This window comes from Sphingomonas sp. S-NIH.Pt15_0812, from assembly GCF_003951315.1.
Taxonomy (GTDB): Bacteria; Pseudomonadota; Alphaproteobacteria; order Sphingomonadales; family Sphingomonadaceae; genus Sphingomonas.
In genome coordinates this window covers 1-12,737 of record NZ_QLJH01000052.1, presented here as the reverse complement: position 1 = coordinate 12,737, position 12,737 = coordinate 1, and the positions used below count along the sequence as shown (strand labels likewise).

Sequence of the window (12,737 nt, the reverse complement as noted above, 5' to 3'; positions counted from 1 at the left end):
CGCATAGTGGTGCTGGCGGGCTGACGCCCGCCGATGCCGCCAGGCGGGTTGTGCAACACCGCCCAGAGGGGCACCATACCAACCCCGGACTCCAGTTATGACTGGTAGAGCTTTGGGGAGCACGTCATCAACTAAAAGCATGACTCGCTATAATTGACCGTCACGTCACCTATATGGAGCATAGGCGCACTTGAATTAGAGCGCTCAATCTTCCTTTGAGCGCGCACATATCTGAAGATTATTCATAGATAAGTTCTTTAAAAAGCTAATGTAATTATACTGACTTATTTGCGCAACTCTGCTTTATCTCTATCTTTCATATCACCTTTTAACAATGATTATAAACCACCATTGCCCTGCGGGCCTTTGTTCGATGTGTTGTAGCGGTTGGTAATGATGCTCCATTATTACGAATTTAGCCTACCAGCTTTGGTATTGCTAACGATTTATAGTATAATGGCATATGCAGCAGGGGTAATCAGCGCCTTTTCCCTCATCGCAAACGCCTTTCGCCGGCTACAGCCGTTTTGATCCGCGCGTTGCTTTAGAATTCCGATACAACGAACACCATAAAAGGTATGATATGGGTATTGACCCAGGCCTGACATTGGTAAACCATACTTCTTATCGCCACGACGGCAACGATCGTGTGGCGATTAACAAGGGGAATATCATGATATTGCGGCAGTCCGTCTCGCTTTTCGCATTGGGTTCCGCGTTGGCGATAGCAGTACCTGCAGAAGCGCAGCAGACTGGCGAGATGGAGACGCCGAGTCAGGTAGCAAATGGTACCGCCCCTGCGGCTGCAAAGCCTCAATCTGATGATACCCCCTCCGTCGGCGAGGATCGATCAGCAAGCTCTGCTGCACGTGGCAACACAATCGCCGGCATTCCAGCGACCTCCGGCACATCTGGCGATGGTGCCGAACTGATTGTCACTGGAACACGCATTCAGCGGCCCAACATCGCCTCAGCAGCACCTGTTACATCCGTCACCGCGGCCGACATCAGAGCGCAGGCACCGGTAAACGTCGAAGAGGTACTGAACCGGCTGCCGCAGATTTCACCCGATAACCAGCAGACCTACCAGGACTCTGATGGACGCCAGCGCATCAAGCTGCGGAGTCTGGGCTTCGAGCGTACGCTCGTTCTGATCGACGGCAAGCGCGTGGGCACGCAGAACGGACAGGATACCAATATCATCCCGGTGTCCCTGCTAGAGCGGGTCGATATCCTGACCGGTGGGGCCTCCTCGGTCTACGGCTCGGACGCGGTAGCGGGCGTCGTCAACTTCATCCTGCGACCTGATTTCGACGGCGTACGGCTCGATGCCAACTACAACTTTTACAATCACGATAATAAGGCCAACATCGTCACTCCGGTTGCTCAGGCCAGCGGATTTACGCCCCGGCTGGGCCAGGTGAACGACGGCGGTCGCACGGATGTTACCTTGACCATCGGCAAGCGGCTGTTCGACGGGACCCTAAACCTATCAGGCTTCGTCAACTACAAACATGCTGACCTGATTCCCTATGATGCGCGCTCCACCTCCGCCTGCCAGCTGGTGCAGGCTGCGAAGGATGGTCCTTTGTCGTGCTCGCTGTCGAGCTATTCGACCAGCGGCTACATCTCGCCGCTATCGGGCGCGAACAGCGGGCGCGCCTATGTCAACGATCCTGCAGGGTCGCGCACGTTCGTTCCTTATGGTGTGGGCGCGGGCAACGCGGCAAACCCCTATGACGGCTATTCCTACCAGCGCCAGCTCAACCGCGTGAATGCCGGCGGCTTCGTCACGCTGAAGCTGGCCCCGGAATATGAGATCTACGGCTCCGCCTTGTGGTTCCGCGACAAGTCCATCAACCGCTACCCAACGCGCGTGTTCGCAGCCGCGAACTACGATGCCGGGCAGTATCTGGTAAACTGCGACAACCCGTTCCTGTCTGCCGGGCAGCGCACCACGCTGTGCGGTGCTGCGAGCAGCGGGCTGGTTCCGCTTGATGTGCGGTACCGCTTCAGCGGCTTGCCCTATCAGGTCGACAGCTACGTCAACAAAGGCATCCGGGCAACCGGCGGTATCCGCGGCAAGGTCGGCGATTCGTGGACCTATGACGTAGGCGGGGTCTATGCGCGTAACCAGCAGGACTGGAACTCCTCGCGCCTGCTGAACTACACCGCCGTCAACCGGTCGCTAAACGTCGTCGCCGTCAACGGCACCCCAACCTGCGTGTCGCGGGTTAATGGCAGCGATCCAAATTGCGTGCCCTTCGATGCCTTCAGTGCCGGCAACAACAATCAGGCTTTGCTGGACTATCTGTCACAGGGCGTCGGCCCGGCAATCCAGACCACCGTCGGCATTCTCTACGACGTACAGGCTAACGTCACCGGCGACCTGGGTAAGTACGGGATCACCTCGCCCTTCGCGAACGACGGCGTCGCCATCGCGCTCGGCACGGAGTTCCGCAAGGACCGTCAGTTTTCCTCTGCAACTGCGGGCTTCCGCGAGGATTATGGCGGTTCCGACTCCGACCTGAGCCAGCATGTTTGGGAGGCGAATGCCGAGGCCCAACTGCCGCTCGTGCAGGACCGGCCGTTTGCCCATCTTGTCCAGGCGAACATCGCCGGTCGAGTGTCCAAGTACAGCTCGAACCCGTCGACTTTCACGACGTGGAAGCTGGAGGGCCTCTACGCTCCGATATCGGATATCACCGTCCGCGCTTCGTTCAATAAGGCGCAGCGTGCGCCAACCGTGGTAGAGGCCTACCAGGCCAGCAACGTCAGCTATACCCGGCAGGGCGGATCGCAGAACGACTTCTGCGCCCCGACCGTCACCACCAATCCTCAGACCGGCGCGGTAACCTATGGAACGCCGGTTGCCTCGCGGGAGGTTTGCCGCGCCACTGGTCTCGCTGATGCCCTGTATGGCAGCACTACCCTCCTATGCCCGGACAATCAGTGTACCGTTCGCTCCGGCGGCTTCACCGCCGATCCGGAAACTGCCTACACGCAGACCTATGGCCTGGTGCTGAAGCCCAGCTTCCTGCGCGGCCTGACCTTCTCGGTCGACCGCTACCGCATCAAGATCAACAACTCGCTCGGATACAACGACTACACCTACTATACTGACGGCTGCCAGCGCTCCAACGGTGATCCGTTCTTCTGTTCAGGCATCGTCCGCGCGGCGAACGGCACCCTTTACGCTCCCGTAAACACCAACGCGACCGCCGGATTTATCCGGCAGGGGACGACCAATTACTACTTCTCGATCGCGCGTGGCTGGGACTTCCAAGGCAACTATGCGCTTGGTCTGGGCGGTGCCGGACGAGTCGACTTCGACTTCAACGGGTCTCGCACGACATTCACCGGCGGCCAGGATGCGCCGGATCAGCCGCAACGCAATTGCACCGGTTACTTCGGCAACGGTTGCAGCCAGTTGCTTCCCAAATGGGCGCATACACTGCGAACCACCTACACCTTGCCCGACAATGCGTTCAGCGCGTCCTTCAACTGGCGGTACACCGGTTCATTGACCAGCGCCAACAACTCCGGGGATCCGGCGATCGGCGGAACGCCGGATCGCGCACAAACCACGTTCTATTACATCGGTGCACAGAGCTATTTCGATCTGGCCCTGACGTTCAACATCGCCCAACGCTTCAGCCTGCGGCTGATCGCCAATAACCTATTCGACAAGAACCCGCCGATCCTGGCGAACTCGTACAATATCGGCTTGGCGCGGTCGAATACGATACCTCAGCGCTATGACAGCTTGGGACGCAACCTCGCGGTCAGCACTACAATTCAGTTCTAAGTGCTCTGGGGGTGGGGTGGCATATGCTCCCTGCCCCTTCTGGGTTATACCTTGCCATTATGAGGTTAGCCACGCTGCCGAGGTCAGCAGGCAAATTTAGGGGCATGCGGCGGAAAGGACCCACAAGCGGTCACCCAGCACGCCCTTCTTAGCTCCCAACATCTGCCATTCGTTCACCTCAAGCTTCCAGCTGCGCCCAGATGTCAAGGCACGAGAGGAGGGATCATAGGAGCGACATCGACGGCAGCTTACGCCATTGCACGCTCTTCTTCGAACGCGAGCTCCAGCAAGAGCTTATGGAGTTCATCGCCGTCAAAGCGAGACAGGTCGAAGCCGTTCGACGCCCCAATTGAAGCGTAGCGCTCGATGTCGGCGGCTGACGCGCCGACGAAACCCATCGCCCACGTCGGAAAGCTCCGGTATTTGATGGGCTCAAGCGACAGAAGTGACACCTCACCATGCCGCTCGTCCTGCTGGATCCGCTCGAACGCCGCTTCGACTCGCTCCAGCGGTCCTTCGAGCACCTGAGCGAAGCACCCGGCATTGAACATGAGGGCGCCTGTGATTTCATCTCTCTCGTTGTTCCCGCGGCTCTTCGCCAAGATATCGGCCAATTCAGTCGCAAATACGTCCAGCACCACATGATTACGGCTGTAATAGACCAGTCGATAAATCGGCATCGTGCTTCCTCAAAGTCGCTCGGACAAAAAATTAGCGACCTGCGCCTGCGCCATCGGACGGCCGGTCAGGTAGCCTTGAACATGGGTGCAATGCTGTTCTCGTATACGCTTCAGCTGCTCTGCGGTCTCCACGCCCTCCGCGGTGATTGCCATGCCAAGGTTGGAGCCGAGCCCGGACACTGCGCGCAAGATCGCCTCACTGTCCGCGTCGTCGCCCGAGACAAAGGAGCGATCGATCTTGATCTTGTTGAACGGGAATTTTTGCAGATAGCTGAGGGACGAGTAGCCCGTGCCGAAATCATCCATGGAGATCTTCACGCCGAGAGCTCGCAAGGCGTGAAGAGTTGCTAAAACGTTGTCGGTGTCGGCTAGAAGCGCGCCCTCGGTGATCTCGAGCTCAAGGCGCTCGGGCGCGAGTCCCGAACGCGCCAACGCTGACGAGACCGTCTCCAGGAGCGTGTCGGCTTTAAACTGAAGTGGTGACACGTTGACTGCCACGATGAGTTTCCCCGGCCACCCGGCAGCTTCCATGCAGGCGGTGGTCAGCACCCACTCGCCGATCTTGACGATGAGGCCATTCTCCTCTGCCACGCCGATGAAGCTGAGCGGTGGAACGTTGCCGCGGGTCGGATGACTCCAGCGCAGCAAAGCCTCGAACCCGATCACGGTGTCGGTCTCGAGATCCACGAAGGGTTGGTAGGCTAGTTGAAACTGTTTCAGGGCGAGCGCTCGACGCAGATCGATCTCAAGTTCACGACGTTCGTGAAGCTGCGCGTCCATGCCGCTCTCGAAGAAGCGGTATCTGCCGCGCCCAGCGCGCTTGGCCTCGTAGAGGGCAAGGTCGGCGTTGCGTAACAGGTCGCGCGGCTGGACAGGGCCGTCGACGATGGCCACGCCGATGCTCACACCCACGTTGATCGTATGCCCGCTCAGCACATAGGTCCGGCCGACTAGGTCGACCAGGCGCCCGGCGAGTTTCTCGGCGTCGTCCGCGCCGACGATCCCTTTTTGCAGAATGACAAACTCATCGCCGCCTAGGCGGGCGATCACGTCTTCCTTGCGGCAGGCAGCGCGCAGGCGGTCGGCGACTTTCTTCAGCAGCTGGTCGCCGATCCCGTGACCCAGCGTGTCGTTGATCATCTTGAAGCGATCGAGATCCAGGCACAGCACGGCGACGTGCCGCGACTCCGTCGTGCCCACGGCTGCCTCGAGCGCAGCCATGAAAGGGTTGCGCAGCGCTAATCCGGTAAGATCGTCCTGGTACGCAGGCGCCAAGTGAGAAGAGGTGACGGAGCCTGGCCACATGCTGATGCACGTGCTGCCGCCGCCAAGTGGGTTGGCCAGTGCGTCGAAGCTCTCTCCCTGCCGCGTGGTCAGCCGCAGTGACGAAGGCGTATCCGCGTTAAGTGTGGAATGTAGGACGTCTGGGAAAATATCCGAGAACGACAATCCGACGATCCAGCCGCCCAGATGCGCGGCGGCCGCCGCATTGGCGTAGCTCAGGTCACCGCCGGCATCGATCACGATGACCGGGTTCTGCAGCGACTCAAGGATGCGTGCGGACGACTCTGGGGTAAGGTCAGAATATGGCATGTGATTTGGCCCGGCGCGAAGCTGTCGATCCGCATCTAGGAAGGCAGTCGGAATAAACCGTTAAGGGCGCCTGGTTTTACGCCGGGAACACGGGGGCGCTGACGCGCCTTGCCACACCGCCCATCTCGCGGCCCAGCGGCGTCCATCATGAGCGCGCACCCAAGAGGCTAAGGCGTCGGACTCCATCGGGCGTGCAAACCAGTAGCCTTGCGCTTCCTCGCAGCCCAGCTCCGCGACGATTTCGGCGGCCGAGCTCGTCTCGACCCCTTCTGCGACCACGCGATAGCCGAGCTTGTGCGCCATCGCGACCATCGTCTCGAAGAGCACGTAGTCGGCCCCGGCCGCCCGGGTCAGCGAGCGCACAAAGGCCTGGTCGATCTTCACGATCTGCGCCGGGATCTGCTGCAGATAGGCGAGACTGCTCTGTCCCGTCCCGAAGTCATCGATAGCGAGGCAGATGCCCGCTGCGGCGAGCTCGCGTAACACCGCGATCGCCTGCTCCGGGTGCTCCATGATCGCGCTCTCGGTCAGTTCCAGTTCGATCTGCTCGGGCGACAGTTGTGCCCGTAACAAGCCGCCCTGAACGTGGGCGACGAGGTCGGCCTCGCTCAGGTTGACTGCGGACAAATTGACCGAGAGCCTGAGCGCCAAGCCGCTGTGTTGCCAGCGGGAGAGCTGCGTCATGGCGGCGTCGAGGACCCATCGCGTAGTGGGCAGGGCAAGCGACGTCTGTTCGATGATGGGAATGAACTCGGCGGGAGACACGTCGCCGAGGCGTGGATGTCTCCACCGGAGCAGCGCTTCCGCACCGATACACCGTCTGGTCGCGAGGTTGATCCGCGGCTGATACACGAGCCGCAGCTGGTCGCTTGCGGCCAATGCGGCACCGAAATCCTGCATCAGGACGTATTGCCGCTGATGTGCCTGGTCGCTCGAGGAAGAATAAAGCGAAACCGATCCTGAAACGCTGCGAGCATCCTGTGCAGCTGCGGCGGCCCCGCGTAGGAGGTCGTCGGGCGAGACCTCGCCGAGCGCGAACGGGCGAACGCCGATCGCCAGACTGGTCACGAAGCGGACGGGGGACGATGCACGTAGCGCGGCGAAGGCGGAGCGGAGGTCCGCGGTGTAGTTGTCAGGATTGGCGCCGGGCGGCGCCAGGAAGGCGAACTGGGCAGCACCGACATGGTACAGACGACGATCCCCATCGAGTGCGGCGCGAAGCGAGCGTGCAGCCTCTCGTATCAGATCGTCGACGCGCGCGCCTCCGAGCGCGCGGCTGATCCGGCTGATCTGCTCGTCGCGTGCGATGTCGACGAGAACCACGATATGCCGCTCACCATGGCGCTCGCGCGCGAGATCGAGCAGGTCGTCACGGAATTGGCCGCGCATGGGCAGGCCGCTGACAGGGTCGATCCGGCCGAACGCATGCTGCAGTTCGATCTGCGCCATCACCATGGCAGCCAGATCGACGAGAGCGGCCAGTTCCGCCGGCGCTGCCTGGCGCGGCTCGGTGCCGAGCACGCAGAGCGCGCCGAGGCCGTAGCCCTCGCTGGTGATCAGCGGCGCGCCCGCGTAGAAGCGCGTGCCAGCACGGGCAAGCACGCTCTCGGCATAATGCGCATCCGCGAGCATATCCTCAATGATAAGCGGCTGCCCCGCCTCGGCGACGCGTGCGCACGGCGCCCCATCGCGCGGGATGCTGCAATGATCTACGCCAACGCGGGACTTGAACCACTGGCGATCGCGATCGGTCAGCGACACCGCCGCGACGGGCAGCCCGAAGATCAGGCTGGCCATGCGGGTGATGCGATCGAAGCTCTCGCTTGGCGGCGTATCCAGAAGCTTGAGTTGGACGAGCGCGTCGAGCCGCACCTCTTCATAATCTGCCAAGAGCGAGCTCATCGGCAGATCCTACCGTCAGATTCTTAATCGATTATTTCACAGCACCCGCAGGGTTGGGCAGCGCTCGACACCTCTACGCCACGGACACCCCCAGCAAGGCACATGGGCGCGTATGGGCCTGCCCGAGGTACGCCTCAGTGGCCTCCGGCGTCAGGAACACGTCAGTGTAGGAGAGATCATGCGATCGCTTCGCCCCACTTCTTCAGGTTGCCAGCCTTACCCTCCATCACCTTGCATAAACAGGAATGCAGTCGTGCTGCCAAAGGACCCAACAAGCGACGCTCCGAGAGTGCGCGCACATTCCCGGAAGCGGTCGTTTGATCACGAACGGTATCACCGGCCCGCTTAGCGCCGGACCGGCCCTTCGCTTCGCCTCTTTCAGGCGGCAGCCGATAGGGCACCGATCTGCTCGGACGCGCGCGCCATTGCGGCTTGGTCCTGCTCAGGACCGTACGCGATCCCCTCGGCACGGATGGTATCGATGTCACTGATGCCCAAGAAGCGAAGGATCGCCTCCAGATAGGTCGCCAAGTGATCGTTGGCAGCGAACGGCCCCTGCGAATAGATACCGCCCGAGCAGATCACGAGGTAGGCCTTGCCGGTCAGCAGGCCGCGCGGGCCCTCGGCGGTGTAGCTGAAGGTCTGGCCCGCGATTGAGACGTGGTCGATCCAAGCCTTTAGCGTCGAGGGCACGGTGAAGTTGTACATGGGCGAGCCGATCACAACCACATCGGCCGCCTTAAGTTCTTCGACCAGCGTCTTCGAGCGCCCCCGCGTCTCAACTAACGCAGGATCGTCGGCGTTTTCGGGCAGCCAGGCGTGCCGTATGGTCATGTCGACATGAGGAAGCTGATCTGCGACCAGATCGCGGTACACCACTGTCGCATCAGCGTGGTCTGCCTTGAGCCGCTCGACCAGCTCGTTCGAAAGGCGCCGGGTGTGCGAGATTTCGGCGTTGCTCGCGCTAGCGTCGATGTGCAGGATCTTCATACGGTCGGCTCCGGTCTGGAAAAGTGACCTGCACCAGCTATGTGACCCAACGCACCGCGCCAAGAAGGCATATTGTTAGGACCTGGTCACATGGAACTGACTACCCCCGAACCACTTCACATCGAGTGCGGTCGGTTTAGCAGCGTTCTCAGCTCAATCGGCGACAAGTGGACGGTGATGATCGTCCTTACGCTCACAGAGCGGCCGCGGCGGTTCAACGAGATGAAGCGCGTCATCGGTGGCATTAGCCAGCAGATGCTGGCCCGCACCCTACGCGCGCTCGAGCGCGACGGCATGCTGACGCGCACCGTGCACCCTACGGTCCCACCACAGGTCGAGTATGCCCTGACCGACCTAGGCCGGTCGCTAGCGGACCCGATCCGGCAGCTCGGGATTTGGGCGGGAGCGCACATCGATCGGATCGAAGACAACCGATCTACCTTCGATGCAGCAAGGGCGTCGGCGTGATAGCAAATGCGGTCCGTGGCAGATTAGACGCGAGCCACAATTTCCCATTTAGGTCGTGACGACCCAGACGCGGTCATTCACGCCGTCCCCTGCGCTTCCCAGCTTCTGCCATTCGTTCATTTTGCAGGAGGGAGCATGGTCAGTTGAGTTGGCCGACCGGGTGCCTGGCAGTTAAAAGAAAGCGGATCGGCTTCTTCTAGAAAGAGACATGGCCAAAGCGGCGTGTATGCACACAAAAGGAATCGTACTAGCAGTCCAGGATGGGATCGTCTTGTGGCTGAAGGTCGGCCAGATAAATTAGTCAGCGTGTTACAACTGCCTTTGGGGAGGCGTTAACCTTGCCAAGCCAGAAAACACCGTCGTAGTCTGGATCAATCGCCAATCCTTGTAACGCTCCCAGCGCAATGAAAGGACTGTGTGGCAGGTCGGCGTCGCCACTGAGTGGGTAACTTCCGCACGCGATGTCATCTTGGGTGATTGGTTTACCCCGCTTGGGCGTCACGCCAGGCTTCAATTCACAATTCCAAGCTGTTCCACCTGCCGTTTTCATATTCAGCGTAATGATCGACGACGGTGGGCCCAGTCGCATCACCATTGGTTCGAACTGCGCACGGAAATGCTCGACTGGGCGTTTGCGGGCATGAACATTGCCGACAAGCACAAGAACGCGGTCATAAGCATGGGCCGCTGCTGCGACGCGGATGTTTTCCGCCTGTGCAGCATCATGCGGCCCCTGCCCAGGTAGATCGGAGAACCTACGGCTCTGCTCCGCGTCTTTTGCACCGTTGAAGGCTACGATATCAATCGATTGTCCACGTCGTGCCAAGTGGTGAAGACGAACAAGAAGGGCGAGCATTGCTTCACTGCCAACGCCATCATCACGATCGGCCCAACCCGTCCGCTTAAGTGCCTCAGGAAATTCCGCGTTCGAGAGGCGCCAAGCTTTTTGAAAGGCGTCATTCTCGATCGACGAATGTTCAACCGCAACTAAGATACGCTCACCTCTTGCTGCGAGTGCGCAAGCTATGTCACCGATGAAGGCAGGGGCCTGCTGCGTTCCGTGCATTTCGCCAAAAACAACAAATCGCGGCTTGCGAGATGCTACGTCAGCCCACCCGATGGGAACCTGGCACACCTGTTCCACCTGCACTTTCGATGAGCGGAGATTGGCAGCGTGGGCGTCAGATTGAGATGATAGTTCAGTAAAAAGCGCGGATATGCAGAATGCTTGCGCGAACAATGACTTCATGTAACTGCTCCCAGTGGCTCTTTAGCAGCCCTATCTAACCTACCAGTCGTTACTATAAAATCTTAACGTGCAATCTCTTGTGAGCAATAACAAAATGACCGATTATGGCTGGAATTGGATGGATGCAGCCGCCCTTCCCTTCATCGCGAAGACCCACTTCCGGCCATTCAGAGCCGCTCTCCTGGTTCCCAACTTCTGCCTTTAACTCATCTGTGTCGTCTCTTCGCGTCAGAGGCGACGAGCCACTGGCCTGTTAACCCTTTATTAACACTTTTACGTCAGCCTCACTGTCATAGCAGTTGGTGATCTGATGATGAGCAGCGCTGATGAACTGATGAACGAAATACGGGTGGCAATGCGCGTGGCGGGCATGACAGAGAACGCAGCCACTGCTCAGCTCATCCGCTCCTACTTAGCGGAACTGGAGGACCGACTACGCCGCTGCAAAGGAGGCGTGACGAAGTTCGTCTTCTGAAATCTAGATGCCGGTTTTTGGCTATGTTCCTGAAGATTGTGACCCCATGCGCCCACCCTGGCCGACCAATGAAATAGCGCGACAACAGGCTCTTGACGCCTCAGGCATCACGCAACGTCCGCCGTCCAGCGAGTTCCAGCGGATCGCAGAGCAAGCAGCGCTTCTTGCCGCTACGCCAATCGCAGCCGTTTCGTTCGTGGATCGCAACCGTCAATGGCTGGCGGCCCGGGTCGGCATCAGGGACAGCGAAGGACCAAGGTCGGAGTCCTTCTGCGCCTTTGCGATCATGCGCCCGGGTGAGCCGCTGATCGTGACCGATGCGACGCAAGACCCCCGATTTGTCGATAATCCAGCGGTGCTTGGTGCGCCTTATGTCCGCTTCTATGCCGGCATCCCCCTGGTGGACGCGGCAGGCTTCGCACTTGGCGCCTTATGCGTCGCGGACACCTCGCCGCGCTTGCAGACCTTTGACGTGTACGACCTCAGCCACTTGGCAAGGCAGGCAGAACGCCTCATGTCGCAACGATAGGATGGCGGCGGGAGCAACCTACCACGCGCGGGGTATGCCGCCCACCCGCTTCGCTGTGGCCGCTTCGACGTCATTCAGGTCCGCCTGGGTCATCACGCCAGCGGCAAGCATCTTACGCATCAACTCGTCAACCAGCGCCGACAGGAAGTGAACCTCCGCTCGTTCCGATCCGGTATCTTCCCCATCAGCATTCACAATCATCGCGGCATCTCCTCGCAGTTTCGCTGAGCCTAATGTACGTCATACCTGATTTTCGAGATCACGTTAGATTTACATGATTGCCAGATCACTCACATAACGAGCTTAATGCTCGATGAAATCACTCTCTGGCAGGTTAGTAATAGCCCCACTGCTGAACTGCGTCCGGCTATCTCCGCAGCTTCGGCGTGAAACAGTAGCACCGTTCCGCAGAACATCGACCCCGGCTGTAAAGCTTGGGGCATTACGCCCCGCGAAGCCGGTTCGGATCGTCCGCTCGTACACCACGTACGTCCAGGGGCCGTTTTGGAAGACTGCCTGCAACTCTCCACCACCTGAATAGCCAGTTCGTGCGAGGTGGCCTCTTGTTATATGAAGCTTCACACGGTCATGAGAGGACACCTGATAAATCAAATCCGGCCCCGAACGCCTGACAGAGATCATGTCACCACCGATGGGACAGCGAAAGGCTATCTGGTCGGATGCGAGGGCGTGGGACGCCAGGAAAGCGACAGCGAGTATGGGCATGGTCAGTTAGCTCTGCCTTCTGTCTTTGAAATCGACAACGCCAGCCGAAGGCCATCCCGCCTTCAGCGAGCATATTCGTTGGTTGCGACCTGCTTTTCCATTGCACAAGCACGTCGATGTTCCCCTGTCCTATGGCAAGGCGGTAGTCTGTCGATCTGTCGTTCCAGTCCCTGCTATCAGTTTGACCCAAAAACAGACATTCATGGTGAAATCAGCGCTCCCCGAAAGCGGACATCCATTCATCGGCTCACGAACAGTTCCACCACACGCATCGGCGCGTCTGGCCCGAAGAACCGCGCGAGATTGTTGGCACTGTG

The 12,737-nt window shown here is 59.6% G+C and carries 10 protein-coding genes; 4 read left to right on the top strand and 6 right to left on the bottom strand.

Annotation, left to right across the window (positions count from 1 at the left end; translation table 11 throughout):
• Nucleotides 1-583: 583 nt before the first annotated feature.
• On the top strand, nucleotides 584-3,808 hold the full coding sequence (locus BRX43_RS18840) for a TonB-dependent receptor (RefSeq protein ID WP_241215074.1): 3,225 nt from the start codon (nucleotides 584-586) through the stop codon (nucleotides 3,806-3,808).
• Nucleotides 3,809-4,056: 248 nt separating this feature from the next.
• Here BRX43_RS18840 and BRX43_RS18835 read toward each other — a convergent pair whose 3' ends face one another.
• The 4 genes from BRX43_RS18835 to BRX43_RS18820 form a co-directional block, all read right to left on the bottom strand.
• Entirely contained in the window at nucleotides 4,057-4,488 is a 432-nt protein-coding gene (locus tag BRX43_RS18835) for a BLUF domain-containing protein (RefSeq protein ID WP_125996608.1), read from the bottom strand.
• Between the two features lie 9 nt (nucleotides 4,489-4,497).
• A complete protein-coding gene (locus BRX43_RS18830; RefSeq protein WP_206433288.1) occupies nucleotides 4,498-6,081 on the bottom strand; it encodes an EAL domain-containing protein in 1,584 nt (527 codons plus the stop codon).
• Nucleotides 6,082-6,141: 60 nt separating this feature from the next.
• The gene (locus tag BRX43_RS18825; protein ID WP_125996607.1) at nucleotides 6,142-7,983 is read right to left on the bottom strand and encodes a GGDEF and EAL domain-containing protein; all 1,842 of its coding nucleotides are present in this window, start codon (nucleotides 7,981-7,983) and stop codon (nucleotides 6,142-6,144) included.
• A 378-nt stretch (nucleotides 7,984-8,361) separates the two neighbouring features.
• The gene (locus tag BRX43_RS18820) at nucleotides 8,362-8,973 is read right to left on the bottom strand and encodes an FMN-dependent NADH-azoreductase (protein ID WP_125996606.1); all 612 of its coding nucleotides are present in this window, start codon (nucleotides 8,971-8,973) and stop codon (nucleotides 8,362-8,364) included.
• Nucleotides 8,974-9,063: 90 nt separating this feature from the next.
• Here BRX43_RS18820 and BRX43_RS18815 point away from each other — a divergent pair, with 90 nt between their 5' ends.
• The gene (locus BRX43_RS18815; protein ID WP_125996605.1) at nucleotides 9,064-9,441 is read left to right on the top strand and encodes a helix-turn-helix domain-containing protein; all 378 of its coding nucleotides are present in this window, start codon (nucleotides 9,064-9,066) and stop codon (nucleotides 9,439-9,441) included.
• Between the two features lie 301 nt (nucleotides 9,442-9,742).
• Here the strand turns inward: BRX43_RS18815 and BRX43_RS18810 are convergent, their stop codons facing one another.
• The gene (locus BRX43_RS18810; protein WP_125996604.1) at nucleotides 9,743-10,690 is read right to left on the bottom strand and encodes a hypothetical protein; all 948 of its coding nucleotides are present in this window, start codon (nucleotides 10,688-10,690) and stop codon (nucleotides 9,743-9,745) included.
• Nucleotides 10,691-11,003: 313 nt separating this feature from the next.
• Between BRX43_RS18810 and BRX43_RS20435 the strand changes: the two genes are divergently transcribed.
• Nucleotides 11,004-11,165: a hypothetical protein gene (locus BRX43_RS20435; protein WP_206433287.1), complete on the top strand. Its 162-nt coding sequence runs from the start codon at nucleotides 11,004-11,006 to the stop codon at nucleotides 11,163-11,165.
• Nucleotides 11,166-11,211: 46 nt separating this feature from the next.
• Nucleotides 11,212-11,694, top strand: coding sequence for a GAF domain-containing protein (locus tag BRX43_RS18805; protein WP_164523681.1), 483 nt, complete (start codon nucleotides 11,212-11,214; stop codon nucleotides 11,692-11,694).
• A gap of 18 nt (nucleotides 11,695-11,712) precedes the next feature.
• Here the strand turns inward: BRX43_RS18805 and BRX43_RS18800 are convergent, their stop codons facing one another.
• Nucleotides 11,713-11,895: a hypothetical protein gene (locus BRX43_RS18800; protein WP_125996602.1), complete on the bottom strand. Its 183-nt coding sequence runs from the start codon at nucleotides 11,893-11,895 to the stop codon at nucleotides 11,713-11,715.
• Between the last annotated feature and the right edge of the window lie 842 nt (nucleotides 11,896-12,737).

What these genes read in the sequence shown, in the direction of transcription:
- BRX43_RS20435 (WP_206433287.1), top strand. Translation starts at nt 11,004, where the DNA reads ATGAGCAGCGCTGATGAACTGATGAACGAAATACGGGTGGCAATGCGC.
- BRX43_RS18815 (WP_125996605.1), top strand. Translation starts at nt 9,064, where the DNA reads ATGGAACTGACTACCCCCGAACCACTTCACATCGAGTGCGGTCGGTTT.
- BRX43_RS18800 (WP_125996602.1), bottom strand. Translation starts at nt 11,895, where the DNA reads ATGATTGTGAATGCTGATGGGGAAGATACCGGATCGGAACGAGCGGAG.
- BRX43_RS18830 (WP_206433288.1), bottom strand. Translation starts at nt 6,081, where the DNA reads ATGCCATATTCTGACCTTACCCCAGAGTCGTCCGCACGCATCCTTGAG.
- BRX43_RS18805 (WP_164523681.1), top strand. Translation starts at nt 11,212, where the DNA reads ATGCGCCCACCCTGGCCGACCAATGAAATAGCGCGACAACAGGCTCTT.
- BRX43_RS18840 (WP_241215074.1), top strand. Translation starts at nt 584, where the DNA reads ATGGGTATTGACCCAGGCCTGACATTGGTAAACCATACTTCTTATCGC.
- BRX43_RS18825 (WP_125996607.1), bottom strand. Translation starts at nt 7,983, where the DNA reads ATGAGCTCGCTCTTGGCAGATTATGAAGAGGTGCGGCTCGACGCGCTC.
- BRX43_RS18835 (WP_125996608.1), bottom strand. Translation starts at nt 4,488, where the DNA reads ATGCCGATTTATCGACTGGTCTATTACAGCCGTAATCATGTGGTGCTG.
- BRX43_RS18810 (WP_125996604.1), bottom strand. Translation starts at nt 10,690, where the DNA reads ATGAAGTCATTGTTCGCGCAAGCATTCTGCATATCCGCGCTTTTTACT.
- BRX43_RS18820 (WP_125996606.1), bottom strand. Translation starts at nt 8,973, where the DNA reads ATGAAGATCCTGCACATCGACGCTAGCGCGAGCAACGCCGAAATCTCG.